This window comes from Actinoallomurus soli (assembly GCF_024055715.1).
Taxonomy (GTDB): Bacteria; Actinomycetota; Actinomycetes; order Streptosporangiales; family Streptosporangiaceae; genus Actinoallomurus; species Actinoallomurus soli.
Map to the genome: position 1 here is coordinate 179123 of NZ_JAMXMV010000014.1, position 26079 is coordinate 205201.

Annotated in this window: 23 protein-coding genes and 2 pseudogenes; 15 read left to right on the forward strand and 10 right to left on the reverse strand. The window is 71.6% G+C overall.

What is annotated here, in order from left to right:
* Positions 1-103: 103 nt before the first annotated feature.
* Together NDW01_RS29870 and NDW01_RS29875 are read left to right on the forward strand one after the other, a co-directional pair.
* A complete protein-coding gene (locus tag NDW01_RS29870; RefSeq protein WP_252827591.1) occupies positions 104-4312 on the forward strand; it encodes a SpoIIE family protein phosphatase in 4209 nt (1402 codons plus the stop codon).
* Positions 4312-4629: an STAS domain-containing protein gene (locus tag NDW01_RS29875; protein WP_252827592.1), complete on the forward strand. Its 318-nt coding sequence runs from the start codon at positions 4312-4314 to the stop codon at positions 4627-4629. The genes NDW01_RS29870 and NDW01_RS29875 overlap by 1 nt, the downstream gene beginning before the upstream one ends.
* An 84-nt stretch (positions 4630-4713) precedes the next feature.
* On the opposite strand, the gene NDW01_RS29880 is transcribed toward NDW01_RS29875, so the two are convergent.
* Positions 4714-5742 (reverse strand): saccharopine dehydrogenase family protein, encoded by a 1029-nt coding sequence (locus tag NDW01_RS29880; RefSeq protein ID WP_252827595.1) that lies wholly within the window; start codon positions 5740-5742, stop codon positions 4714-4716.
* A gap of 110 nt (positions 5743-5852) precedes the next feature.
* On the opposite strand from NDW01_RS29880, the pseudogene NDW01_RS29890 reads away from it, so the two are divergent.
* From NDW01_RS29890 to NDW01_RS29930, 9 genes and pseudogenes are all read left to right on the forward strand, one after another.
* Positions 5853-6826: pseudogene (locus NDW01_RS29890) on the forward strand (helix-turn-helix domain-containing protein).
* Positions 6827-6941: 115 nt separating this feature from the next.
* The gene (locus NDW01_RS29895; RefSeq protein WP_252827600.1) at positions 6942-7541 is read left to right on the forward strand and encodes a GNAT family N-acetyltransferase; all 600 of its coding nucleotides are present in this window, start codon (positions 6942-6944) and stop codon (positions 7539-7541) included.
* Between the two features lie 105 nt (positions 7542-7646).
* Positions 7647-8552 carry an aminoglycoside phosphotransferase family protein gene (locus tag NDW01_RS29900; protein WP_252827602.1) on the forward strand — a complete coding sequence of 302 codons (906 nt, stop codon included), beginning with the start codon at positions 7647-7649 and terminating at the stop codon, positions 8550-8552.
* Between the two features lie 42 nt (positions 8553-8594).
* The gene (locus NDW01_RS29905; protein ID WP_252827604.1) at positions 8595-9413 is read left to right on the forward strand and encodes an ATP-grasp domain-containing protein; all 819 of its coding nucleotides are present in this window, start codon (positions 8595-8597) and stop codon (positions 9411-9413) included.
* A gap of 131 nt (positions 9414-9544) precedes the next feature.
* Positions 9545-9844 carry a hypothetical protein gene (locus NDW01_RS29910; RefSeq protein ID WP_252827606.1) on the forward strand — a complete coding sequence of 100 codons (300 nt, stop codon included), beginning with the start codon at positions 9545-9547 and terminating at the stop codon, positions 9842-9844.
* Between the two features lie 280 nt (positions 9845-10124).
* Positions 10125-10631 carry a (2Fe-2S)-binding protein gene (locus NDW01_RS29915; RefSeq protein WP_252827607.1) on the forward strand — a complete coding sequence of 169 codons (507 nt, stop codon included), beginning with the start codon at positions 10125-10127 and terminating at the stop codon, positions 10629-10631.
* Positions 10628-11608: an FAD binding domain-containing protein gene (locus NDW01_RS29920; RefSeq protein ID WP_252827611.1), complete on the forward strand. Its 981-nt coding sequence runs from the start codon at positions 10628-10630 to the stop codon at positions 11606-11608. Before NDW01_RS29915 ends, NDW01_RS29920 begins: the two co-directional genes overlap by 4 nt.
* Positions 11605-13920 carry a xanthine dehydrogenase family protein molybdopterin-binding subunit gene (locus tag NDW01_RS29925; RefSeq protein WP_252827617.1) on the forward strand — a complete coding sequence of 772 codons (2316 nt, stop codon included), beginning with the start codon at positions 11605-11607 and terminating at the stop codon, positions 13918-13920. Before NDW01_RS29920 ends, NDW01_RS29925 begins: the two co-directional genes overlap by 4 nt.
* Positions 13921-13965: 45 nt before the next feature.
* Complete coding sequence (locus tag NDW01_RS29930; RefSeq protein WP_252827620.1) at positions 13966-15174, forward strand: M24 family metallopeptidase; 1209 nt, start codon at positions 13966-13968, stop codon at positions 15172-15174.
* Positions 15175-15204: 30 nt separating this feature from the next.
* On the opposite strand, the gene NDW01_RS29935 is transcribed toward NDW01_RS29930, so the two are convergent.
* A complete protein-coding gene (locus tag NDW01_RS29935) occupies positions 15205-15996 on the reverse strand; it encodes a class I SAM-dependent methyltransferase (protein WP_252827622.1) in 792 nt (263 codons plus the stop codon).
* Positions 15997-16138: 142 nt separating this feature from the next.
* Entirely contained in the window at positions 16139-17590 is a 1452-nt protein-coding gene (locus tag NDW01_RS29940; protein ID WP_252827631.1) for a DHA2 family efflux MFS transporter permease subunit, read from the reverse strand.
* Positions 17591-17675: 85 nt separating this feature from the next.
* Here NDW01_RS29940 and NDW01_RS29945 point away from each other — a divergent pair, with 85 nt between their 5' ends.
* Positions 17676-18422 carry a TetR/AcrR family transcriptional regulator gene (locus NDW01_RS29945; protein ID WP_252827633.1) on the forward strand — a complete coding sequence of 249 codons (747 nt, stop codon included), beginning with the start codon at positions 17676-17678 and terminating at the stop codon, positions 18420-18422.
* A 32-nt stretch (positions 18423-18454) separates the two neighbouring features.
* On the opposite strand, the gene NDW01_RS29950 is transcribed toward NDW01_RS29945, so the two are convergent.
* The 3 genes from NDW01_RS29950 to NDW01_RS29960 form a co-directional block, all read right to left on the reverse strand.
* Positions 18455-19027, reverse strand: coding sequence for a TetR/AcrR family transcriptional regulator (locus tag NDW01_RS29950; protein ID WP_252827635.1), 573 nt, complete (start codon positions 19025-19027; stop codon positions 18455-18457).
* Between the two features lie 76 nt (positions 19028-19103).
* On the reverse strand, positions 19104-20483 hold the full coding sequence (locus NDW01_RS29955; protein ID WP_252827636.1) for an amidase: 1380 nt from the start codon (positions 20481-20483) through the stop codon (positions 19104-19106).
* Entirely contained in the window at positions 20470-20679 is a 210-nt protein-coding gene (locus NDW01_RS29960; protein ID WP_252827642.1) for a hypothetical protein, read from the reverse strand. The genes NDW01_RS29955 and NDW01_RS29960 overlap by 14 nt, the downstream gene beginning before the upstream one ends.
* A gap of 134 nt (positions 20680-20813) precedes the next feature.
* Here NDW01_RS29960 and NDW01_RS29965 point away from each other — a divergent pair, with 134 nt between their 5' ends.
* Together NDW01_RS29965 and NDW01_RS29970 are read left to right on the forward strand one after the other, a co-directional pair.
* Positions 20814-22061 carry an MFS transporter gene (locus tag NDW01_RS29965; RefSeq protein WP_252827644.1) on the forward strand — a complete coding sequence of 416 codons (1248 nt, stop codon included), beginning with the start codon at positions 20814-20816 and terminating at the stop codon, positions 22059-22061.
* Positions 22062-22080: 19 nt separating this feature from the next.
* Positions 22081-23031, forward strand: coding sequence for an MBL fold metallo-hydrolase (locus NDW01_RS29970; RefSeq protein WP_252827651.1), 951 nt, complete (start codon positions 22081-22083; stop codon positions 23029-23031).
* A 12-nt stretch (positions 23032-23043) separates the two neighbouring features.
* On the opposite strand, the gene NDW01_RS29975 is transcribed toward NDW01_RS29970, so the two are convergent.
* A complete protein-coding gene (locus NDW01_RS29975; protein ID WP_252827652.1) occupies positions 23044-23646 on the reverse strand; it encodes an AAA family ATPase in 603 nt (200 codons plus the stop codon).
* A gap of 203 nt (positions 23647-23849) precedes the next feature.
* Positions 23850-24182 (reverse strand): ArsR/SmtB family transcription factor, encoded by a 333-nt coding sequence (locus NDW01_RS29980; protein ID WP_252827660.1) that lies wholly within the window; start codon positions 24180-24182, stop codon positions 23850-23852.
* A 47-nt stretch (positions 24183-24229) separates the two neighbouring features.
* Between NDW01_RS29980 and NDW01_RS29985 the strand changes: the two genes are divergently transcribed.
* Positions 24230-25450, forward strand: coding sequence for an MFS transporter (locus NDW01_RS29985; protein ID WP_252827667.1), 1221 nt, complete (start codon positions 24230-24232; stop codon positions 25448-25450).
* Positions 25451-25470: 20 nt separating this feature from the next.
* Here NDW01_RS29985 and NDW01_RS44480 read toward each other — a convergent pair whose 3' ends face one another.
* Both NDW01_RS44480 and NDW01_RS29990 read right to left on the reverse strand, forming a co-directional pair.
* A complete protein-coding gene (locus NDW01_RS44480) occupies positions 25471-25587 on the reverse strand; it encodes a DUF397 domain-containing protein (protein ID WP_406567771.1) in 117 nt (38 codons plus the stop codon).
* Positions 25584-25910: pseudogene (locus NDW01_RS29990) on the reverse strand (DUF5753 domain-containing protein); the annotation flags it as partial. The gene NDW01_RS44480 and the pseudogene NDW01_RS29990, both read right to left, overlap by 4 nt.
* Positions 25911-26079 lie beyond the last annotated feature (169 nt).

The following is a 26079-nucleotide window of genomic DNA, read 5'->3' on the forward strand; positions in this document are numbered from 1 at the left end:
GGGACGGTTGGCCTATCCTACGGAAGCCGCCGGGCCTTCCCCATTGCAGGTCCCGGCGGGGTCGTGGCAAGGCCGGCGCGGGGTCGTGGCGAGGGAGAGGGCGATGAGCGGTGCTGGTCCCAGCGGGCCGGTGGAAGACGCCGGGTCCGGGCCGCCGACGGCGGCCGGGGCGGGCGTGTTCTTCGTCGACGGGGAGGTCGGCCGGGACCTCGCCGTGGTGGATTGGGCGGCGACACCGCTCGGGCCGCCGGACGGCTGGCCGCAGAGCCTGCAGACCGCGGTCAGCATCCTGCTGTCGTCGCGGTTCTCGATGTGGATGGCGTGGGGCCCGGAGCTGACGTTCTTCTGCAACGCGGCCTACCGGCGGGACACGCTGGGCCGTAAGTACCCCTGGGCGCTCGGCCGGCCGGCCGGCGAGGTCTGGGCGGAGATCTGGGACGACATCGGCCCGCGGATCGGCACCGTGCTGAACACGGGCAAGGCCACCTGGGACGAGGCGCTGCTGCTGTTCCTGGAACGGTCGGGGTACCCCGAGGAGAGCTACCACACCTTCTCCTACAGCCCGCTGCGCGACGACGCCGGCACGGTCGTCGGCATGCTGTGCGTGGTCAGTGAGGAGACCGAGCGGGTCATCGGCGAGCGCCGCATGGCGACGCTGCGGGACCTGGGTTCCGACCCCAGCGTGGTCCGTACCGAGCAGGAGATGCTGGCCTTCGCCGGCCGCCAGCTCGGCGGCAACCTGCGGGATCTGCCGTTCACGCTGGTGTACCTGTTCGAGGACGACGGTCCGGCGCGGCTGGCGGCCTCGACCGGGATCCAGGCCGGCCATCCGGCCGCCCCGGTGACGGTCCCGGCCGACGGCACCGGCGGCGTGTGGCCGGCGGCGGCGCTGGCGCGGGGGGAGTCCGCGCTGGTGGCCCTGGAGGGCGCCCCGTTCACCGGGCTGCCGTCCGGGGACTGGCCGGCGCCGCCCACGCACGCGCTGGTGGTGCCGCTGCTGCAGCAGGGCAGCGCGCCGTACGGTTTCCTGGTCGCGGCGCTGAACCGGTACCGGCCGCTGGACGAGAGCTACCGGGGGTTCATCGAGCTGGCCGCCGGGCATGTCGCGGCGGGTATCGCCAGCGCCCGCAGTTACCAGGCCCAGCAGCGGCGGGCCGAGGAGCTCGCCGAGCTCGACCGCGCCAAGACCGCGTTCTTCTCCAACATCAGCCACGAGTTCCGCACCCCGCTCACCCTGATCATGGGCCCGGTCGACGAGCTGCGGAACCGGCTGGGCGCCGCCGACCCGCGGGCCCGTGAGGAGCTCGACGTCATCCGGCGCAACGGGCTGCGGCTCGGCAAGCTGGTCAACACGCTGCTGGACTTCTCCCGCATCGAGGCGGGCCGGATGCAGGCGCGGTACGAGCCGGTCGACCTGGCGACGGTGACCGCCGAGCTGGCCAGCGTGTTCCGCTCCGCGATCGAGAGGGCGGGGCTGGTCTTCGAGGTGGACTGTCCCCCGCTGCCCGAGCCGGTGTGCCTGGACCGGGGCATGTGGGAAAAGGTGATCTTCAATCTGCTGAGCAACGCGCTGAAGTTCACCTTCGACGGCTCGGTCCGGGTGAGCGTGCGCGTGGAGGACGACCATGCGGTCGTCACCGTCGCCGACACCGGGATCGGCGTGCCCGAGGAGGAGATCCCGCGGCTGTTCGAGCGGTTCCACCGCATCGAGAAGGCCCGCTCGCGATCGAACGAGGGCAGCGGCATCGGGCTGGCGCTGGTCAAGGAGCTGATCGGCCTGCACGGTGGCACGATCAGCGCCGTCTCCGCCGAGAACCAGGGCACCACCTTCACGGTACGGATGCCGTTCGGGCACGCGCACCTGCCGCCGGACGCCCTCATCGACGGGGACGCCGCGGCGACGGTCTCGGCGACCGCCGATCCGTTCATCCACGAGGCCCTGCGCTGGCTGCCCTCGGACCCGCAGTACGACGCCGAGACGCAGCCCGCCTCCGAGGAGGTCGGGCCCGGCACCGGTGAGGAGCCCGCGGCCGGGCCGGGACGCGGCCTGCCGGCGCGGGTGCTGATCGCCGATGACAACGCCGACATGCGCGAGTACCTCACCCGCCTGTTGCGCGGCGCGGGGCACCGGGTCAGCGCGGTCGAGGACGGGCAGGCCGCGCTGGAGGCCGCGCGAGCCGACGCGCCCGACCTGGTCGTCAGCGACGTGATGATGCCGCGTATGGACGGCCTGCAGCTGGTGGCCGCGCTGCGCGAGGACACGCGCACCGCGAGCATCCCCGTGCTGCTGCTGTCGGCCCGAGCGGGCCAGGACGCCTCGATCGAGGGTCTGGAGGCGGGGGCGGACGACTACCTGATCAAGCCGTTCTCCGCCGCCGAGCTGCTGGCGCGGGTGCAGGCCGTTGTCGAGCTGGCCCGCCTGCGCAGCCACCATGCCCGCTGGCGCACGGCCCTGGTCGACTCCCTGCAGGAGGCCTTCTTCGTCTGTGACGAGCAGGGCGCCGTCGTGGAGATCAACGCGGCGTTCACCGACATTCTGGGCTTCGGTGCCGAGGGCCTGCCGTACGCGCCGAGCTACCCGTGGTGGCCGGACGCCGACGGTGACCCCGAGGCTCACCGGCTCATGGCGGAGGCGTTCGCGGGGGTGCTGTCGGAGGAGCGCGGCGTCTACACCGTGCCCGTGACGCACCGTGACGGGCACCGGATGTGGATCAGTGTCGCGTTCAACCAGGTGCAGGATCTGGACACCGGGCGCCGGGTGACCGTGGGCACCTTCCGTGACGTGACGGCCGAGCACTACGCCATCCAGCGGGAGACGGCGGTGGCGGCCCTGAGCCTGCGGCTGTCCCAGGCCGCCAGCCTCGAACAGGCCCTGGCCGGCGCCCTGGAGGAGGTGCAGGCGCTCTGGCGCGCCGATCGTGTCCTGGCCGTCGTGTTCGCCGGCGGTGGCGTGCCGGTGGTGACCGGCACCGGCGGGGACACCGCCTGGGAGGCGCTGAGCGACCAGCACCGCGCCGCGCTGACCGGGCTGCGCGACGGCCCGTCCCTGGCGCCCGCCACCAACGCCGCGGGCACGGCCGCGGGCGTCAGCCTCGAACATCCCCGCGGCCCGATGGTGCTGTGGCTCGACCTGGACGGTCACCGGCCGTTCACCGACCAGGACCAGACCCTGCTGTCGCTGCTGGCCGGTCACCTCGCCCAGGGGCTGGTGCGCGCCCACCAGATCGACCAGCAGCGTGAGACCGCGATCGCGCTGCAGCGGGCCATCCTCGGCCCCTCCGACCTGCCGGAGGGCTTCGCCGTCCGGTACGAACCGGCCGCCCGCCCGCTGGAGGTCGGCGGTGACTGGTACGACACGGTCCCGCTGCCCGACGGGCGCATCGGCATCGTCGTCGGTGACTGCGTCGGCCGTGGCCTGCAGGCCGCGACGGTCATGGGGCAGCTGCGCAGCGCCTGCCGGGCACTGCTGCTGCAGGACCCGCGGCCCGACCAGGCCCTCACCGCGCTGGACCACTTCGCCGCCGGAGTCCCCGGCGCGATGTGCACGACCGTCTTCTGCGGGATCCTCGATCCGCAGACCGGGCACCTGGCCTACTCCAGCGCCGGGCACCCGCCCGGCATCGTCGTCCATCCCGACGGCGCCCGGCATCTGCTCGAGGGCGGCCGTTCGGCTCCGCTCGCCGTGCGTCCCGGCACGCCGCGCCCGTACTCCGAGCACACCCTGCCGGCCCGCGCCACGCTGCTGATCTACACCGATGGCCTCGTCGAGCGCCGCCGCCGGCCCCTGACCGAGGGCATCGACATGGCCGGCGCGGCCGTGCAGGAGGGCCGGGAGACCGGCATCGACGTCCTGGCCAGCCAGGTCATGACCCGCCTGGCGCCCGCCGGCGGGTACGACGACGACGTCGCCCTGCTGCTCTACCGGCACCCGGCCCCGCTGGAGATGACCTTCCCCGCCGAGGCCACCCAGCTCGCGCCCGTCCGCAGGGCCCTGCGCAGCTGGCTCACCAAGTGTGACCTGCCACCCCAGATGGTGCAGAACGTGCTCGTCGCCGCCGGTGAGGCGTGCGCCAACGCCATCGAGCACGGCCACCGCGACGCGCCCGGCGACATCGTCCGCATGCGCGCCGAAGCGCTGGTGGACCGGATGCGCCTGACCATCACCGACACCGGCCGCTGGAAGACGCCCGAACCCGAGGCCAACGCCCACCGTGGCCGTGGGCTCACCTTGATGCGCGCCATGATGCAGCACGTCACCGTCACCCCCGGCCCCGACGGCACCACCGTCGACATGCAGACCAGGATCGCCTGATGACAACCCCTCTGACCCTGACCCCGGACCGCCGACCGGACGGCACTCCCGTCCTGACCGCCGCCGGCGAGATCGACATGAGCAACAGCGCCGATCTGGCCACCGCCGTGACGACCGCCCTGGCGGACGACGGCAGTCCCCTCGTCGTCGACCTCACCGACGTGGAGTACCTCGACAGCGCGGGGCTGAGCATCCTGCTGTCCTACGCCGACCGCATCGAGGTGATCGCCACGCCGCTGCTCGGCCCGGTCCTGACGATCTGCGGCCTCACCGACCTGACCACCGTCCGCGGCCTGGACCCGACCGACTCCGCCTGACGGTTCCGGGCGTGTGGCAGCGGTTCCGGTGACGGTGACGCACCGCGACCACGCGACGCGGTGACGACGCGGGGGAGCCGCCCGCTAGGGACGCGGGTCCAGGGTGATGTGGGGGGACAGCGCGCGAAGGAAGTCGGGCGCGTCGAAGATCTCACCGGCGGAGGCGACCCCGGCCGTCCGGGTCCGTCCGGTCAGGACGCGGTCGACCGCCTCGACGGCGAGTGGCGCGGTGACGGCGTAGATGTCCTGGCCGCTCGCCGCGGCGCGCCGTTCCCGGCCGCCGGAGCGGACGACGACGTCGACGAGGAAGGTCTGCGCGGACCGCCCTCGCGCGTCGACCGGGGCCGGCGCGGGCGTGTCCGGGTCCGACAGGTCCCTGGCCGCCTCGACCGTCATGTAGGTGCGCACGTCGGGGATGGGCAGGTGGTGGGGAACGGTGACGGCGTCGGCCATCGTGAACTCCCCGATGACGGTCCGGGGACCCATCGGCCCGGGGAAGGGCCATTCCAGGGTCGGCGGCTCGTCCTGGCGGTACTCCAGCCGCCCGTTCGCGTAACGGACGCGCCGGCCGTCCCGCCGCTGCCGGGAGACCGCGCCCGAGGCGCGCGTCCCGGCGGTGGGATGCCAGCCGCTCAGCCCGTAGGCGATGTGCGCCTCGTCGGCCGTCGTCCAGTCGTCCATCGCGGCGGTGGCCAGCAGGTCGCCGAGGCCGCCGTAGAAGGCCATCGCGGGGACGATCATCGCTCCCGCCGCGCGGGCGCGGTCGGTGAAACGCGTGAACGTGTCGACGATGGCCTCGATCTCGGCCGCCACGTCCACGTAGGGGATCCCGGCGCGCAGGGCCGCCTCGATCACGGGGGCGGCCGTCGTGGCGAAGGGCCCGGCGCAGTTGATCACAGCCGCCGCGCCGGCCAGGGCACGGTCAAGGGACGCCGGGTCCTCGGCCGACGCCGGGCGGCCCTCCAGCCCGGCGTCGGACGCCAGCGCGTTGAGCTTCTGTGCGTCACGCCCGGACACGACCGGGACGTACCCGCGCTCCCGCAGGTGCGCCACCACGAAACGCCCGGTGTGCCCGTACGCGCCGAACACCGCCACCGTGAGTCCTGATCCCATGGGTTCTCCTCGCACTCGATCGGCCTGCTGCGGTCCGTCACGCAGATCCTGGCGGGGGCGGGCGCCTCACCACGAGTGTCCGGAACGCCAACACCCGTACAATTCCGGACATGCACACGGTGGCGCTGGCGGTCGTCGACGGGATGCTGCACTTCGAGCTGTCGCTGGCGTACGAGGTGTTCGCGGCCGACCCGACCGGCGTGGCCGACCCCTGGTACGGCCTCGCCGTCTGCGGGCCGGCCGGTTCCGGCTGGAGCCCGACCACGGCCTGGACCGGCTCCCGTACGCCGACACCGTGATCGTCCCGGCCTGGGCCGACGTCGACGAGGCCCCGCCTGCGGACCTGGTCGACGCGGTGCGCGCGGCCCACGACGCCGGAGCGCGCGTGGCCTCGCTCTGCACGGGCGCGTTCGTGCTGGCCGCCGCCGGCCTGCTGGACGGGCGGCGCGCGACGACGCACTGGGCGCACACCCGGGTCCTCGCCATCCGCTACCCGCGGGTGGAGGTGGACCCGGACGTCCTGTACGTGGACAACGGCAGCGTGCTCACCTCCGCCGGCAAGGCCGCCGCCATGGACCTGTGCCTGCACCTGATCCGTCTCGACCACGGCTCGTCGGTCGCCAACGCGGTCGCCCGCCGTCTGGTGGTGCCGCCGCACCGGGACGGCGGCCAGGCGCAGTTCGTCACCACCCCGGTGCCCGCCCCGGGCAATCACCCGCTCGCCGGGCTGTTCCCCTGGGTGATGGAGCGGCTGGACCGGCCGCTGACCGTGGAGGACCTGGCCCGCCGGGCGCGGATGAGCTCGCGGAACCTGGGCCGTCATTTCCGGGCGGTGACCGGCACCACTCCCTTGCAATGGCTGCTGACCCAGCGGATCCGCCGCGCCCAGGAACTGCTGGAGAGCACCGACGATGGCGTGGACGCCATCGCGGCGGCCACCGGCATGGGCACCGCGACGACGCTGCGCCGGCACTTCAACCGCACGGTCGGCGTCCCCCCGGACACCTATCGCCGTACCTTCCGCGCGCGGACCGGTCCGGGCCCGGCCGGTGACACCACCCATGGTCCGCCGGAACCGCGCTGAGGCCGCCGGGCGCGACGCGCGGAACGGCCCTCGCAGGTGAGCCGCGAGTGGTCGCCGCGAATCCGCGTGGACTGGCCCTTTCCGGGTGCTCTGAAACGGCTCTACGGTGCCAGCCATGAATGGGAGCGCATGGCTGGAACGTCCCTCGCTGATCGGGCGGCACGTCCGTCTCGAGCCGCTCCGGCCCGAGCACGCGGAGGGTCTGTACGAGGCGGGCAAGGACCCCGAGGTCTGGAGGTGGCTGAACGTCCGGCAGCCGTCCGACGTCGCGGAGATGCGCCGCATGGTCGAGGAGGACCTGCGCGCGGTCGGCGCCGCGCGGCTGCCGTGGGTGCAGATCGACACCGTCACCGGGGAGGTCGCCGGCACCACGTCGTACTACGACCCCGAACCGGTGCACTGCGGCCTGTGGATCGGGCACACCTGGATCGGCGTCCGCTGGCAGCGGACCGCCCTGAACACCGAGGCGAAGCTCCTGCTGCTGGAGCGGGCGTTCGACGTGCTGGGCGCTCTCCGGGTGGGCTGGCATACCCACCACCGCAACGAACGCTCCCAGCGCGCCATCGAACGCCTCGGCGCACGCCGCGAGGGAGTGCTGCGCAGCCACCGCGTCCTGCCCGACGGGTCCGTCCGCGACACCGTCTGCTACTCGATGCTCGCCTCGGAGTGGCCCGCCGCCCGTGACCGGCTGCGGGCCCGCCTCACCGCCGCCTGACCCGCTCCCCGCGCGGCCGGCCCGTCCGCTCCGGCGTCGTCCCGGCCCGTCGGCGGGGGGTGAGTGCCCGCGCCGCCCGCCCCGTTTCGCGTACTGTGGCTGCGCATGGCCGACTCCGAGATCGAGATCACCGCAGAGCTGGTCCACGATCTCCTCAGGGACCAGCACCCGGACCTTGCGGGGTTGCCCATCCGCGAGGTAGCGGGCGGCTGGGACAACCGGATGTGGCGCCTTGGGGATGAGCTGGCCGTGCGCATGCCGCGCACGGAACGTGCCCCGGCTCTCCAGCGCAAGGAGCGCCGGTGGCTGCCCGTCCTGGCCCCGCGTCTTCCGCTCCCGGTGCCGACTCCTGTGCGGATCGGCGAGCCGTCCGCGCGCTTCCCGAGGCACTGGAGCATGATGACGTGGGTTCCCGGCGCGCCACTCGACTGCGCCTCGATCAGCCGCGACGACCACGCGGCCGGCACTCTGGCGGGCTTCCTCAGGGCCCTCCACGTGGCGGCGCCCGCCGGGGCGCCGGCCGGTTCGGACCGCGGTGCTCACCCCAAGAAGTGCACGGACGGCTTCGAAGAGTTCTTGCGGGCCGTTGTCCCCGGCGGCGTTACCGCCGATGTCCGGGCCATCCGGGACGTCTGGGACGATGCCGTCGCGGCCCCCGAGTGGGAGGCTCCGCCGGTATGGCTGCACGGTGATCTCCATCCCGCGAATGTCGTCGTCTCGGAGGGGACGCTCTCGGGCGTGATCGATTTCGGCGACATGTGCGCCGGCGACCCGGCGTGGGACCTCGCGGCCGCGTGGCTGCTCCTTCCGGCGGGCGCGGGTTCACGGTTCTTCGAGGCGTACGCGCAGGCGGACGAGGCGACGATCCGGCGCGCCCGCGGGTTGGCCGCTCTAAAGAGCCTCTTCCTGATCCTCATGGGCCAGAACGGGGAACGAGGCATTCCCGGCGGCAAGCCGACATGGGGACCCGCCGGCCGGGTGGCGCTCGATCGTGTTCTGGCATTCAGCTGAGCCGGCCCTCTCCCGCATCGGCCCCGTTCCAAGGATCCCCGGATGAGCGCACCCCGATCGTTCTTGCTGCCGCCCGTCGCGACCACCACGGGCCGGCTCCTGGCGGAGGCGGCCGTGTGGCGGGGAATGGACGTGCGCACGCTGCCCGGTCCTCCGATCCCGGCCGACCTGAGCGGCCGCGCCCACCTGTACGGCGGCGAGCGCTTCGCCGACGCGGTGACGGCCGCGCTGGACATGGCCCTGTTGGACCCGCCTCTGGATCTGCTCGCGGCCCTGCCCGCGTACTTCACCGGCAGACACGTCGAGCTGATCACCCTGGGGCAGTCCCGGCGGGAACGTACCCCCCGCTTCGTCAAGCCGGCCGCCGGGAAGGCGTTCCCGGCGGGGGTGCGCCCGGACGGCGCTGCTCTGCCGGCGCACCTTCCCGCCGGACTCCCCGTGCTGTCCGCCGAACCGGTCATCTTCACCGAGGAGTACCGCCTCCACGTCCTGGACGGCCAGGTGCACGCCGCGAGCCGCTACGCGGTCTCCGGGATCCTCGACAGCGCACCGCTGCCGCCAGGCCACCGCGCGATCGGCTTCGGCGCCGAACTGCTGAACCACCTGGGGAGCGGGCTCCCGAGCGCCGTGGTCGTCGATGTCGGGATCCTTGACGGCGGCCGGTTCGCCGTCGTCGAGGCCAATGAGGCATGGTTCAGCAACGCCTACGCGGCCGACGCCGAGCGTGTCCTGGACGTCGTCCTGCGAGCGGCCGGACCCGCACGTGATCTACGGGACACCGACCGGCCCTTCGTACGGCGAAGGGCCGCGGGCGTACGTGCCGACGCAGCCGCCCGTGATCTGGGAGACCTCTCTCAGTAGGAGGGGCGGCCGCCACGCAGGCCGGATATCTCCCGGCACGCCTCGTCGACGTGGTCGTGTGCTGCGCCGGTGCGCGTCAGAAGTTCCAGTCCAAGACCGACAACCACGGGCTCGCCGAGGACACCCTCAGCATGGACGACATGCTCGACGCGATATCCCTCTACTGGTTCACCAACAGCGCAGCGTCGTCCGGCCGCATCTACTGGGAGAACAAATCGGCCACTTTCGCCGGCCCGAAGCTGACGCTTCCGGTCGCGGTGACCGTCTTCCCGAAGGACATCCCACGCCTGCCACGAAACTGGATCGAAGACACCTACAGCAACCTGATCCACTACGGCGAGGCCGAGAAGGGCGGCCACTTCGCGGCCTTGGAACAGCCCGAGATCCTGGTCCGCGAAATCCGCACCGGCCTGCGCGCCCTTCGCTCCTGACACCAACGCGCGAGCTGGCGCGGACTGGAGCAGGTGGCGTACGGAGCCGGAGCGCGGTGGCGTACCCGACCGTCTGGTCGTACTGCCGCTCAAGGGTGATGGACAGCCTATCCGGTATTCGCTAACCTGATGGCGGACAGCCTATCCGTCAATTCCTGGACGACACCGTCCGCCCCACGCCACCGGGCACAGCGGATCACCGGGCCGGGGGAGCCGCACACTCATCGCCGTGATGGCGCGCCCGACCTCAGAGCCGAAGCGCCGGCCGCAAGGAGGAGCCATGCCCATCGTGATCAACGGAGTCGCGACCGAGGTCCCGCCCGACCCGCGCGTGTCACTGCTCGACCTCCTCCGCGAGCGTCTGACGATGACCGGAACGAAGAAGGGCTGCAACCAGGGCGCCTGCGGCGCCTGCACGGTGCTCGCCGACGGCGAGCGCATCCTCTCCTGCCTGGCGCTCGCGGTGCAGTACGACGGCCGCCGGATCACCACGGTCGAGGGTCTGTCCGAGAACGACACCCTGCACCCGCTGCAGCAGGCGTTCGTCGAGCACGACGGCTTCCAGTGCGGCTACTGCACGCCCGGCCAGATCTGCTCGGCGATCGGCATGGTGGCGGAGGCGAACCGCGGGGCCCCCTGCCACGTCACCGCCGACCTGGCGGAGGAGACGGTCGTACTCACCCGCGAGCAGATCCGGGAACGGATGAGCGGCAACCTCTGCCGCTGCGGCGCGCACAACGGCATCGTGGAGGCCATCGCGGCGACCTACGGGGACGGGGCGTCGTGAGGCCGTTCACCTACGCCCGGGCCGCCGACGCGGCCGACGCGGTCCGGCTCGCCGACGGCGGTCGCGCCAGATATCTCGGCGGCGGCACCAACCTCGTGGACCTGGCACGGGAGACGGTCGAGCGTCCGGAGGCCCTGGTCGACGTGACCGGTCTGTCCACCGCCATCGAGGAGATCGGCGGGGGCCTGCTGATCGGCGCGGCGGCACGCAACGCTGCCGTCGCGGAGCACCGCGCGGTGCGGACCCGATACCCCGCCCTGGCCCGGGCGATCGTCGCGGGCGCCTCGGCGCAGATCCGCAACATGGCGACGGTCGGGGGCAACATCCTGCAACGCACCCGTTGCGCCTACTTCTACGACGACGGCTCACGGTGCAACAAGCGCCGGCCGGAACAGGGCTGTGACGCCATCGAGGGCTTCAACCGCGGCCACGCCGTCCTCGGCGCCTCGGCGGCCTGTGTCGCCACTCACCCCTCCGACATGTGCGTGGCGCTGGCGGCCTTCGACGCGACCGTCCACCTCCGGAACGCCGATGGTGAACGGACGCTGCCGATCACGGACCTGCACCGGCTTCCGGGGAACCGGCCCGACCTGGACACCGTGCTGGAGCCCGGCGAGCTGATCACCGCCGTCGAACTGCCCGCCCTGGCACTCGCCGCGTCCTCGGCCTATCGGAAGGTACGGGACCGGGCCAGCTACGCCTTCGCCCTGGTCTCGGTCGCCGCGGCGATCGAGGTGACGGACGGGATCGTGAGCGATGTTCGGATCGCGCTCGGCGGGGTCGCCCACAAGCCCTGGCGCGCCTGGACGGCCGAAGCCGCGCTCCGGGGCGGCCCGGCCACCGCGGAACGCTTCCGCCGCGCCGCCGAGGAAGAGCTGGCGAGCGCGGTCGCGCTTCGCCACAACGCCTTCAAGATCGAGCTCGCCGAGCGGACCATCACGACGGTCCTGACCGACCTCGCGGGAGAGCAGCCATGAGCGAGAACCACGATGCCGCCCGGCCCGCGGTGAAGACGGCGGTCGGGCCGGCCCCGGACGACTGGGGGCCGGGCCGCGCCCCCGACCCGCTGAGCCGGCACAGGTCCGGCACGATCGGCACTCGAGTCTCGCGGGTCGACGGGCCTTTGAAGGTGCGGGGCGCGGCGACCTTCGCGGCCGAGTTCCGGTTCGACGGCATGGTGTACGCCGCCCTGGCATTCAGCACCGTGCCCAAGGGACGCATCACGGAGCTCGACACCGCCGCCGCCGAGGGGGCGCCCGGGGTGGTCCTGGTGATGACCTACCGGAACGCGCCGAAGATCACACCGCTCCCGGAGTGGTACACCGAAGGCAAGGCGGTGGCCGGCGACACCCTGCCGGTGATGCAGGACGACCGGATCCACTGGAACGGCCAGCCCATCGCCGTCGTGCTCGCGGACACGCAGGAACAGGCCGACCACGCCGCGTCCCTGATCCGCGCCGGCTATGAGCCCGAGCCCGCGGTCACCTCCTTCGAACAGGCCAAGGCCGCCGGCCGCCACCCCACGTTCCACTACGGCCGGCCGCTGAAGACCGAGATCAGCGATGCGGAGGCGGCGCTCGCGGCCGCGCCGGTGAAGGTCGACGAGATCTACCGGACCCCCTTCCAGAACCACAACGCCATCGAACCGCACGCGGTCACCCTCGCCTGGGACGGTGACGAGCTGGTCGTCCACGACGCCAGCCAGGCGGTGGTCCACACCGCCTGGTCGCTCGGCTACGCGTTCGGCCTGCGGCAGGACCAGGTTCACGTCAGCTCGCCCTACGTCGGCGGCGGCTTCGGCGGCAAATCCCTCTGGTCCCATCACATCCTCGCCGCCGCGGCGGCGAAGCTGGCCGGACGCCCGGTCCGTGCCGCCCTCACCCGCGAGGGCGTCTATCGCGTGGTGGGCGGGCGCACCAAGACCGAGCAACGGGTGGCGATCGGCGCCCGGCCGGACGGCGGCTTCGACGCCCTCGTCCACACCGGCGTCGTCGCCATGGGCCGCCACAACACCATGCCGCCCGAGCCCTTCATCACCTCGACCGGTTCGCTGTACGCCGCCCGCAGCTTCACGCTGGAGGTGGAGGCGGCGCACATGGACATGCTCGCCAACACCTTCATGCGGGCGCCCGGGGAGGCCGTCGGCTCGTTCGGGCTCGAGTGCGCGATCGACGAACTGGCGGACCGCCTCGGCATGGACCCGATCGAGCTCAGAGTCCGGAACGAGCCGGAGAGGAATCCGACCTCCGGCCTGCCCTTCTCGTCCCGGCACCTGCTGGAGGCCTACCGCGTGGGCGCCGAGCGGTTCGGATGGACCGAGCGGAGCCCCAGGCCGGGAACACGAAGCGAGGGCGAATGGAGGGTCGGGATGGGGGTGGCCACCGCGAGCCATCCCTACATCCGGCTGCCCGGCGGCGAGGCGCGGATCACCCTGACCGCCGACGGCCGCGTGATCATCGACGTGGCGGCGCACGAGATGGGCATGGGCACCGAGACCACGACCGCCATCGTCGCCGCCGAGCGGCTCGGCCTCGATCTGGATCAGGTGACGGTCCGGCAGGGCGACTCCCGCCTGCCCGGCCTCATCATGGCCGGCGGCGCGCAGCAGACGGCCGTGATCGGCGGGGCGGTCAGCGCGGCCCACCGCGCTCTCCTGGCAGTGCTGATCGAGCTGGCCGGCCACGACTCTCCGCTCGCGGGACTGAGGCCCGAGGAGGTCGGCTGCGTCAACGGCGGCCTCCACAAGCTCGAGGACCCGAGCCGGTTCGAGAGCTATACCGACATCCTGGCCCGGGCCGGCCGCGGCGAAGTGTCCGTGGAGGCGTCCGGGCCGCCGCCGTTGGAGCTGACGCACTGGTCCATGCGCTCCTACGGCGCGATGTTCTGTGAGGCGCGTGTCAACGCCGTCACGGGCGAGACCCGGATCAGCCGCTTCCTCGGCTCGTTCGACTGCGGCCGGATCATGAACGCCAAGACCGCGGCGAGCCAGTTCCGCGGCGGGATCATCATGGGCCTCGGACTCGCGCTCATGGAAGAGACGCATCTCGACGAGCGCCACGGCAGGATCATGAACCCGAACCTGGCGGAGTACCACGTGCCCGTGCACATGGACGTGCCGGAGATCGAGGTGATGTGGACCGACATCCCCGACCCGCATTCGCCCATGGGAGCGCACGGCGTCGGTGAGATCGGCATCACCGGGGTCGGCGCGGCGGTGGCCAACGCCGTCTACAACGCCACGGGCAGGCGCGTCCGTGATCTGCCGATCACCTTGGACAAGCTCCTGTGAAGCGGCGCCGATCCCGCTTCTCCCCTACGAGGAGGGTTCAGAGCGATGCACCAGGAACTGACATCGGACGTGCCCCGTTTCTCGCCGGCGGAGCGCGATCAACGGTGGCGGCGCGTACGGGCGTTGATGCGAGAGGAGCGGCTGGACGCCATCTTCGTTCCCCCGAACACCGGCCTGTTCGACCAGCTCCAGGCCAACGTCCGCTACCTCACCGGCATCGGCGGCAACTGCTTCCCGGCCGCGGCGGTGTTCCCGCTCGACGGTGAGGTCACGGCGATCACCGGTCCCAACGTGGACGTGCGCTTCTGGCGGGAGAGGCAGGACTGGGTCGACGACATCCGCCTGGCCACCGTCGGCTGGGGCTACGCCGGAACGGCGATCGAGCGGCTCCGGGAACTGGATCTCGGCACGGCCCGGATCGGCATCACCGGGCTCGCCGGCAACACACGCTCTCCGGAGGGCGTGACGTCGTTCGGCATCGTCGACGGGCTGCGGCGCAACTTCCCTGACGCCGAGTTCGTCGACGCCACCCTCGTGATGGAGCGCGCGCGGTTCGTCAAGAGCGACGAGGAGCTGTCCTTCATGCGAGCGGCGGACGCGCTGGTGGAACGGGCGCTGGCGGTGATGCACCGCGAGGCCGGGCCGGGTGTGCCGGAGAACGTGGTGTACGCCCGCATGCTCGCGAGCATGGTCGAGGGCGGTGGTGAGATCCCCACCATGATCCTCTGGTCGGCGGGCCGGCCTCAGCCCCCGTCCAATCAGCACATGCCCTCACGCCGCGTGCTCCGTGCCGGCGACATGGTCTGCACCGAGGCGGAGGCTCGGTGGGGCGGCTACATCGCGCAGATCGCGCAACCGATGTTCGTCGGAAGAGCGCCGGAGGAGTACAAGCGGATGTTCTCGCTGCAACAGGAGGCCCTCGCCGCGTGCTACGAGAGTCTCCGTCCCGGGAACACGGTCGGTGACATCGTCGACGTCGCCGCCCGCTTCTCGACCGACGACCACGAGTGTCGCCTGATCATGCATGCTCGCGGGCTGGGAGATGATTCGCCGATGGCGGTCCTCGGCCACACCCGGAACGACCTGATGCGGAACTGGCCGATCGAGGAGAACTCCACCTTCATCGTGAAGCCCATGGTCCGAACCCGCGATCGAAGGAAGTACATCTACTGGGGGGACACGGTGGTCACCGGCCGCGACGGCGCTCTACGGCTGGGAAGGCGCGCACCGGAGCTGATGGAGACCAACGCCTGAACCGCGATCGGCCACGACGCCGCAGTGCCGTCACCCGGCGAGGACGGACCGGATCGCCACGGTGGCGATCGGGAGGTCGAACTCCCCGGACGCGGTCTCCGGTGTCGTGTGCAGGTAGTCGAGGATCCTGGCCATCAGCGCCGCCCGCTCGTCCTCCGGCAGGATCAGTACGTGCGAGTGCGTGCGGATGGTCGCCGCCATCGACTCGGCGGTCCGCCGCTGGGCGTGGGCGAACTCGGCGTACTCGACCGCCGGGAACTCCGGTGTGGGGGTGAACGCCCGCTCGGCCTGCCAGTCCCCGAGGCTCAGGGTGCTCCGGGAGACCTGTTTCAGGCCCCCGACCCAGGGGACCCGATGGTCGTCGACGTTCCACAGGCAGGCCAGCACGCCGCCGGGGGACAGCACCCGCGCCATCTCCGGCAGCGCGCGGTCGAGGTCGAACCAGTGCAGCGCCTGCCCGACCAGGACCGCGTCGACCGACCCGTCCGCCAGGGGGATCCGTTCGGCCGTTCCCATGACCGCCCGCACGTCCGGCAGGCGGGTGCGCAGCTCCGCCAGCATGCCGGGGTCGGGCTCCACGGCGACCAGCGTGGTGGCGTACGGCACCAGCGCCTCGGTGAGCTTGCCGGTTCCGGCCGCCAGGTCGAGGACGCGCAATGATCCGCGGGCCACGACGGGCTCCAGCGCCCAGCGCACCGCCTCATCGGGATAGCCCGGGCGTTCCGTGGCGTAGGCGGCGGCATGACCGCCGAACGACGATGCCCGGCGGGCGACGATCTCGGGGTCGCGGTCGGGGGGAGAAGGGGAAGAGGCGGTGCTCATCTGCCCGACCCTAGACCCGGCACGCGAGCGTGTTCGGGACTCGGCGAACACCGACCTTTCGTGCCGTCCCCGCGCGGTCACACCGGAGCTGCCGATCCCGGCCGGTCGCGCGACCGGCCGGGATCGAACGCCGGCCTCGGGGTCAACCGTGCACCTGCTGGGCGTTCCTGGGCAGGAGGCCCACCAGCAGCAGCGTCAGGAGGTTCAGGCCCGCGGCGATGCCGAAGACCAGCTCCGCGGCGGCGAGATGGGAGTGCACGGACGGGTGCCCGACCCGTGCGAAGAACACCGTGCCGAGGGCGGCGACGCCGAGGGCGCCGGCGAACTGCTGGACGGCGTTGAGCATGCCCGCGCCGGTGCCGACCTCTTCGGGGGTGGCGTCGCCGAGGATGAAGTCGACCAGCGGGACGAACACCAGCCCGGAGCCGAAGCCGGTGAGCAGCAGCGCGGGCGCCATCTTCCCGACGGTGATGCCGGCGCCCCAGTGGGCGATCGACCACCACAGGGCCAGCAGGCCGATGACGGCGATGGCCAGCCCCAGGTGCAGGCAGGCGCGTCCCAGCCTCTCGGCGAGTACGGCGCCTGCGAGCAGGACGGCGACGGCGGTGCCGAGAGCCCAGGGGATCAGCGTGAAGCCCGTGTGCAGCGGCGTCCAGCGCATGCCCAGCTGTAGCAGCAGGTTGACGACGAGGACGAACGCGCTCAGGGACGCGTGGAATCCGGCCACGATCACCAGGCCGACGACGAAGCTGCGCTTGCGGAACAGCGACGGGGTGATGACCGGGTGCTCGCTGCGCCGTTCGGAGACGACGAACAGCGCGAACAGGACGACCGCGGCGGCCATCATGACGTAGGTCCACGCGGGCCAGCCGAGGTTACGTCCCTGGATGAGCGGGATGATGAGCAGCGCCGAGGCCGCGGTGAGCAGGCCGACGCCGGGGAGGTCGAGGCGGGCGGCCGGGTCCTCCCCGCCGCGGCGGGGCAGCACACGCCAGGCGAGCGCGGCGGCGACGACGCCGAACGGGACGTTGATCAGGAAGATGGAGCGCCACCCGCTGCCGAGCAGGTCCAGGTGGAGCAGCCAGCCGGCCAGGATGGGCCCGGCCACGGTGGCCAGGCCCATCAGCGGGCCGATCGGCATCAGTGCCCTGCGCAGGTGCCGGGGCGGGAACACGATCTTCACCAGGGCCAGCCCCTGCGGGATCATGACCGACCCGCACAGGCCCTGCAGCGTGCGGGCGACGATCAGGAAGACCACGTCGGGGGCGAGACCGCAGGCGAGCGAGGTCAGGGTGAAGCCGGTCATGCCGAGCAGGAACAGCCGCCGGCGCCCGAGCAGGTCCCCGAGCCGTCCTGAGGTGATCAGGCCGAGCGCGAAGGCCGCGGTGTAGGCGCTCAGCACCCATTGCACCGTCACCTGGCCGCCGCCGAGGTCGGTGCGGATGGAGGGGCCGGCGAGGTTGGCGACGCTGGAGTCGATCAGATCCATGAGGTCGGCCAGGAACACGACGGCCAGGACGAGCCAGGCGGTGCGCAACGGCAGTGTGCTGGAGGTGGGCGCTTGCGATGAGCGCTGGTCAATGGACACGAACACCGTTCTACAATAGAACACCGTTCCTAACAAGGCGAACAATGTTCTTCATGCAGAACGGTGTTCGTCTGTTCGCTAGACTGTCCGCATGTCACCGACTCCGCAGGAACGGCGAGCAGCGCGGCACCGGCTCGGCACCGGCTCGAGCGCACCCGCGGCCCGGCGCGGACCGTCCGGCGGGCGCAAGAGACCGATCACGGTCGACGCCATCATCGGCACCGCGTTCGGCATCGTGGAGAAAGAGGGATACGAAGCCCTCACGATGCGGCGCCTGGCCACTGAGCTGGAGACCGGGCCGTCGTCGCTCTACGCCCACGTGGTCAACAAAGAGGACCTGGACGAGCTGCTCATCGGCCGTCTGTGCGCCGAGATCGACCTGCCCGAGCCGGACGCCGTCACTTGGCGGCGGCAGATCATCGACGTCTGCACCCAGCTGCGCGACCAGTATCTGCGTTACCCGGGCATCTCCCGGGCGGCCTTCGCCGCCGCTCCGTCCAATCTGGACACGCTGCGCGTCAGCGAGGGGATGCTCGCCATCCTGCTCGCCGGGGGCATCGACCCGCAGACCGCCGCCTGGGCGATCGACTCACTGATGCTCTACGTCAACGCCTACAGCCTCGAGATCTCCCTGGTGAACAGGCGGCTCAGCCGCAGTGACCACGCCTGGGTCGTCAGCCGCGACGAACTACTGGACCGATTCGCCGCCCTGCCCGATACCTTTCCCCACACCAAGCGCTACGCCGAAGAGCTCACCGCCGGCACCACCCACGATCGCTTCGACTTCACCCTCGGCCTGATGATCGACGGCCTCCCGCGTCAGCAGCGGAATCCGTGACACGCCGGCGGTGTGCGCGAGACGCAGGCAGGTCACCCGCCCGTACGGCCGGACGCGGCGAGGAGGTCCGCCACGAGCCGCCGCGCGTACGAGGCGTCCAGCCGCCCGGGGCGGAACAGGATGCGGTACATCATCGGTGCGACGACGCCGTCGATGACCGACTCGATGCCCGGGGTGTTCTCCCCGCGTTCGGCCGCCCGAGCGAGGATCACGCCGATCTGCTCGGCGGCGTATGCCGAGCACTGGCCCGCGTTGCCGCCGTCCGGGTCTCCGAGCAGTGCGTCGCGGATGTAGGCGCGGCCCGGGGGAGAGGCCATCTCGTCGAGGAACTGCTCGGCCCAGGTCTCCAGATCCGACGCCAGGTCTCCCCGGTCATCCGGCGCCGCGTCAGGCCGCAGGCGCTCGACCGCCACGTCCGACAGCAACTGCTGCAGGTCACGCCAGCGACGATAGATCGTCGACGGAGTGACACCGGCGCGTGCGGCGACCAGTGGCACCGTCAGTGCGTCGCGGCCCACTTCGGCCTCGAGTTCGCGTACGGCGGTGTGCACCGCATGCTGGACCCTGGCGCTGCGCCCGCCGGGACGCACCATCGCGCGACTCATGCCTTTCACTCTAAAGCAAAGACGTAGCTTCTAAGTGTGCGCCGGCCGGTGGAGAGCGGCCGGCGCACGGGCGGCCTCACACCGCCGGCGCGAGCTCGCGGGCGGGCTCGGTCCGTTCGTACGCGTGGCCCACACGCAAGAGCGAGGCTTCCCCGAAGGGCCGTCCGAGCAACTGCATGCCGATCGGCATCCCCTGCCGGTCGCGGCCGACCGGCAGGGAGAGTGAGGGCACCCCGGTGATGTTGGCCGGGGCCGAAAGGCGCACGTAGGCGTCGGAGACACTCTCGACCGTGCCATCGGGCCACGTGAGGGAGTCTTCGCCGGCCCGCACCGCGGTCGCCGGGACCGCGGGCGCGGCGATCACGTCGACCTCCTGCAGCATCCGTGCCCACGCCTGCCGCATGAGCGTCCGGGCCCGCTGGGCGCGCAGGTAGTCCCCGGCGGTCATCAACGCGCCCGCTTCCAGGAGGATGCGGACGTCCGCCGCGTACAGTCCGGCGGTGTCACGCAGCGCCTTCTCGTGGTAGGCGGTGGCCTCAGGGACCATCAGTCCCCACTGGATCGCCTGAATGTAGCGGGTCATCGGAATCTCGACCTCGACGAGCCGTGCGCCGAGGGCCTCCAGCCGGTCGATGGCGCGCCGGACCGCCGCCTCGACGTCGGGGCCGACGCGGTCGAAGTAGTAGTTGCGCGGCACGCCGATGCGCAGTCCCGACAGATCGCCCTCGGAGGGCGGCCGATGGTTCGGCAGGCCGGCGGGGTCGCCGGGAGCATGCCCGGTCAGGACGGGCAGTACGAGGGCCGCGTCCTCGACGGTGCGCGTGATGGGGCCGACGTGATCCAGGGACCAGGACAGTGACGTCACGCCGTGTCGGGGAACGAGGCCGTACGTCGGCTTGAGACCGACCACTCCGTTCAGCGCGGCGGGCACCCGGATCGATCCACCGGTGTCGGTCCCCAGGGCGAAGGTCGCGGTACCCGCCGCCACGGCGACGGCCGATCCGCCGCTGGAGCCGCCGGCGACCCGGTCCCGGTCCCAGGCGTTGTGCGTCTGTGGCGTGGTGAGCCCGTAGGCGAACTCGTGGGTGTGGGTCTTGCCGACCAGGACGGCGCCGGCCGCCGTGAGGCGCGCGGCGACCGCGCTGTCGGTCTCCGCGCGGTGACCGGCCCGTACGCGGGAACTCGCCGTGGTCGCCGTGCCGGCGACGTCGATCAGGTCCTTCAGTCCCACCGGGATCCCGTGCAGCGGGCTACGGAAGCGGCCGGCCGCGGCCTCGCGTTCGGCCTCGCGTGCGGATCGGCGTGCGCGTTCCGCCGTCACCGTGACATACGCGCGCAGGTGCGGCTCCACCTGCTCGATGCGGTCGAGCACCGAGTCCACCAGCTCGACAGGGGACACTCGCCGGGCCCGTATCGCGTCCGCGGCGGCGGCGAGGGACAGCTCATACGGCCGCATCGTGGTTCTCCTCTCCCATCCGGTACGCGATGGCGGGCGGGGTGTCTCCGAAGTCCAGTTCCCGCAGTACCGAGACCACCGAGTGGATGTGGTCGGCGATGACCGCGACCTGGCCGTGGCGGTCGCCTGCCAGTGGGAGCCCGGCGCGGGCGGCCCATCGGGCGGCCTCTGGCGGCGTCAGTTCAGTGGCGGACACGGGTGTTCCTCCTGTTCGAGCCGGAGTGGTGGTACGACGCTCCACCAAAAGCTAAGCGTTTGCGTTAGGCCACGATAGGAACTATCGTGACCTAACGCAAATCCCTAGCCTTTGTGCTTCGCGGGAGGAGTCTCATGTTCATCGCCTCACCAGGCGCGCTTGCACGGTGCCGCCGCTCGCCGGTCCGCACACGGCGGGCGTACCGCGCGTCCTTCGTCCTGGACACCTCGATCCTGGTCGCCCTCCTGGCCGCGTCCAGCGCGCCGACGCCGCTCTACCCCCGCTACCAGCATCAGTGGGGCCTGTCCACCCTGACGATCACGCTGGTGTTCAGCGCCTACTCCCTGACGTTGCTGCTGGCCCTGCTGATCACCGGAGCGCTCTCCGACCACCTGGGGCGGCGCCCCGTCCTGGGGGCTGCGCTGGTGCTGGAGACCGTGGCCATGGCGCTGCTCGCCACGGCGGACGGTTCCAATGCGCTGATCGCCGCCCGGATCCTGCAGGGAGCGGCCACGGCCGCGGCCACCAGCGCGGCGGGCGCCGCCCTGCTCGACCTTGAAGATCCCTCGCGCCCGGGCAGGTCCGCCCTGACCAACGGCATAGCCCCCGTGGCGGGCATGGCCGTCGGCGTGCTCGCCTCGACGCTTCTGCTCCGCCTCGCGCCGGACCCCACGGCCACCGTGTACGTGCTGCTGGCGGCGTTGTTCGCCGTCCAGGCCGTCGCGGTCGCATTCACCACGGAGACGGCCCGCCGGCACGCCGGCGCGTGGCGTTCTCTGCGCCCGCAGCTGTCCGTCCCGTCCTCGGCCCGCCACGCGCTGCGACTCACGGGCGCCGGGGTCGCCGCGGTCTGGGCGCTGGGCGGCTTCTACTCGTCCCTCGGGCCGGCGCTGGCCCGCCTGGTGTCTCCCGGCGGCCCCGGGGCGGCCGGCGGCCTGATCTTCTTCACTGTCACCGCCACGGCGGCGCTCACCGTGTGGACGGTGCGGCGTACGGCGCCGGCCGTCGCGGCGACGGCCGGGTGCGCGGCCGTCGTACCCGCCACGGCGCTGACTCTCGGAAGTCTGCACGGTGGCGGCCTGCCCGCCCTGTTCGGCGGAGCGGCCTCGGCCGGAATCGCCTTCGGTGCCGTGTCCCAAGGGGCGCTGCGCATGACGCTCACCGCGCTCTCCGAACGAGACCGCGCCGCGACCCTGGCCGCCTACTACGTGCTCAGCTACCTGTCGATGAGCCTTCCCGCCATCGCCGCGGGTGCCGCCACCGGACGGTACGGGCTGGGGACGGCATCCCACGCTTACGCCACGGCGGCCGCCCTCCTCGCCATCGTGGCGATGGCGGCGCTCACGGCCTCACGACGAAGCCCGATCGATGCATCCCGATGAAGAAAGGAACCAACAGCGCATGCGGACATCACCGCTCAAGGAGTCCGGCGCCGCCGCCACCACCGCCTCATGGGCCGTGGGCGACATCACCGTCCACCGCGTCGACGAGATCCTCCTGCCGCCCGCGACCGGCCCTTGGCTGCTGCCCGGCGCCACCCCGGACGTGGTCACACGCCAGGACTGGCTGCGTCCCCACTTCGCCGACGACCGAGGCGTCCTGCGCATCGACAGTCATGGCTTCGCGCTCTCGGTGGGCGGGCTTCGTGTCCTCGTGGACACCGGCATCGGCAACGGCAAGACGCGGGCGAACCCGGCATGGCACGACCTGAGGACCGACTACCTCGCGCGCCTCAGCGGCGCGGGCTTCTCTCCGGAGTCCGTTGACCTGGTCATCCTCACCCATCTGCACACCGACCACGTCGGCTGGAACACGCGCGAAGAACAAGGGGCATGGGTTCCCACCTTCCCCCGCGCCCGCTACGTCACCTCCAGGGTCGAGCGGGAGTTCTGGGCCGGTTACGACATGGACGAGCCGCGACGGCAGATGTTCCGCGACTCAGTGCACCCGGTCGAGGACGCGGGGCTGCTCGACCTCGTCGACGTACCGGCCGAGGGCACCGAGGTCGTCCCCGGCCTGCGCCTGCTGCCCACCCCGGGGCACACCCCCGGTCACATCGCCGTCCAGCTGAGCAGCCACGGCGAAACGGCACTGATCACGGGCGACTGCGTCCACCACCCCGTCCAGTTCGCCCACCCCGCCATCGGCAGCTGCGTCGACATCGACCCGGAACAGGCCGAGGCCACCCGCCGCTCCCTGCTCAACGCGCTCGCGGGCACGGACACCCTCGTCCTCGGCACCCACTTCCCACCGCCGACCGCCGGTCGTGTCATCGCCCACGAGGACGGCCACCGCCTGATACCGATCACCCCGGTCCATGGCCTCTCCCACACCGGCCAGGGCGTGCGCTGAAACGGGCATCGCTCACGCGGGCTGCGCCCCTGGCGCGGAGCCGGGAGTCCGGGGCCGTCCCGGGCTCCCGGCTCGGGCGAAGGCGACGATCTCCGGGAGGTCCGGCTGATATCCGTCACCGGTGTTCACCGGCAAGGTGGGAACGTCAAGAGAGATCGGGACGAAGGAGTCGATGGAGTGCCGCCCGTCGGCGATCGCCGCGAGGAGCCTCCGGTCTCCGTGCGCGGACCGGTGGGGATCGCCGGCGACACGACGGGCTATCCGATCGTGAGCGGTGGCCGCCGGGGCGATGCAGCGGATGACGTGAATGTCGGCGATCCCGGCGAGGGGCTCCAGATTCGGGCGCCAGACCCGGTCCTGGAAGGCCGCCTCGGCGACCACGGTCACCCCGCCCTTCAGCAGCGTGGCCAGGACGTCGAAGAAGACGCCGAGGGTCGGCAGGTTGAGAGGGTCGTCCCCGGTCGGGTCGAATCCCGGCGTGGCCAGCACCATCCCCTGCTTGATCTCATCGCGGACGACCGCAGGGCAGCCGAGCTCCTGCGCGAGCCGGTGAGCCAGCGTGGTCTTACCCGTCCCGGGCGCCCCGCTCACCACGTTCAAGATCGGCTTGGCCATACCGCATTGTCGCAATTCCAGCCTGACACGGCACGTGGCCGCGCTGATCACGAACGTTCGCCGGACCGTCTGGCGTGCCGATCACCGTCATGGGTCGATGCCGTCGGCCATCAGGGCTTACGGCGAGGTCAGGTGGGGCGTGGGTGCGTAGCTGGAGATCAGTGGCTTGAATCGGGCGGGCTCGGCTGAGTTGCGGCTCAGGATCAGGCGCCGGCTTGTTGCTGATCGGATTCGATGTTGTCGAGGACGGCGCCGAGCAGGCCGGGGAAACGGGCCTCGAACTCATCCGCGCGGAGTCTGGCGCTTTGCTGCTGCCCATGGTTGATGCGGCGCAGCAGGCCGCATTCGCGCAGGATTCGAAAGTGATGGGAGGTGTTGGACTTGCTGATGTCCAGCTCGCGGCGAATCTCCGAGCATTCGGTCTCCCCGTTGCGGGCCAGCAGCGCCACGATCCGCAGGCGGAGCGGATCGCTGAGCCCGTGCATCGCGGCCGCCAGGGTCACATCCGCCGGATCGGCATGGAAGACGTCGCGCATGACTGAAGGATATCCAAAGGTTCAACGATTGTTGTACCGTTGAACGCATGTCCGAGCTGAACCCACGGATCTATCTCCTTGCTCTCGGCACCTTCACCGTCGGAACGGAGGGCTACGTGATCGCGGGCGTCCTGCCCTCCGTCGCCCACGACATGCGCACCTCGGTCGCGGTGTGCGGCCAAATGGTGACCGTCTTCGCCCTGGCGTACGCGCTCGGCGGGCCGCCGCTGATCAGGCTTTTCCATAAAGTCCCGCCGAAGCGGGTGCTGATCGGCGCCGCCGTGTTCTTCGCGGCCGCGAACCTGCTCGCCGCGCTCTCGCCCGACATCGCCGTGTTGATCACCGCGCGAATACTTGCCGCCGGCGGCGCGGCCCTGTTCCTGGCCCCGGCCGCCGCGGCGGCCGCCGCGCTGACCCCGCCCGAGCTGCTGCCCCGCGCGCTCTCGGTCACCGCCACCGGTAACGCGTTGGCGCTGACGGCGGGCGCACCCATCGGGACCATCATCGGGTCCGCCTTCGGTTGGCGAGGGTCTTTCCTGTTCGTCACCGGCCTGGCGGTCCTCAGTGCGCTCGTGGTCGGGGCTTTCCTGCCCGACGTACCGGCGCCCCCGGCACCGGCCGGCGGCCGGCTCGCACTGCTGGGACACCGGCAGATCCGGTCGGCGCTTGCCACCACCTTCGGTCTGTTCCTTGCCTCCTACACCGTCTACACGTACCTGTCACCGGTCATGGGCACCGCGATCGGGGCGGGCAGCACCGGTGTGGCCATCTTGATGGTGGTCTTCGGCGGGGGCGGACTCATCGGCGGCCGGCTGATCGGGCACGCGCTCGCCCGCTTCCCGCTGGGCTCAGTGCTGCGAGCCGTCGTGCTCGTCGTCACCGTCATGATCTGGCTCCTCGCCCTGCTGACCGGCGTGCACGCGCACACCACGGCGGACACCGTCATCGCGTACCCGATCGTTCTGATCTTCGGTGCGGCATGGTGGTCCGGTGGCATCAGCCAGCAAACCCGGCTGGCCACCCTCGCCCCCGACCAGCGCTCGCTGGCCCTGGGCCTGCAGTTCTCTGCCCAGTTCCTCGGCGTCGCAACCGCCGGCGCCGTCGGCGGGCTCACCCTCGGGCTCTCCGGGCCCGGCGCCGTCCCCATTGTCGCCGGCATCATCGCCATCGCCGCAATCGTGACCATCCAGCACACCCCCGGCTCCACCCTCACGGAAGAGCCGGAAGGACAGGACCACGCGACCCACAGCAGACCCGTCGCCCGCTGACGGGGCAGACACCGGCCCTTCTACGCACCTGCTCCCATCGTCAGACCGACGACGGCCACCTCGACGCAGCTTCCCTCGTTCCCGCCACTGTGAGTGCTCTTACGCCATGAAGCGCGGGTCAATACAGGAGTCATCATGGCATTGACGCTATCTCGATCAGTTCTCGCGACAGATCCTCATCCAGCGAAACCGTGAGCAACTTCGTGAAAATCTCAGCATGTCCGGTGACCTCTGCCTCATCCTCTACGAAGAGACTCCCAGTGAAATGCTCGACCGCCGTGACGCTGAGACGCCCTGGTGGACGAAGGGTGAATAGATCGAACGGCCCCGCCAGCCAAAGATAGGCCCCCGCTGACTCGGGCAGCACCCGTAGCTCTACGGCCTTGTCCCTGGCAGCCTCGGCTAGGCATTGCAGTTGGGCGTTCATCACCGAAGGGTCGCCCACCTGGTTCCGCAGCGCCGCCTCGCCGAGGGTCTGTCCAGTTAACGGTGTAACTCGATCTTGCGGGGTCTAGTTGCGGGCGGCGGCCAGGCGGCCTTCGAAGGTGATCTCGAAGGCGTTCAGGGCTGCTTTCCAGCGGGTGATCCAGCGTTTGCGGCCCTTGCCGGTGGGGTCCAGGCTCATCACC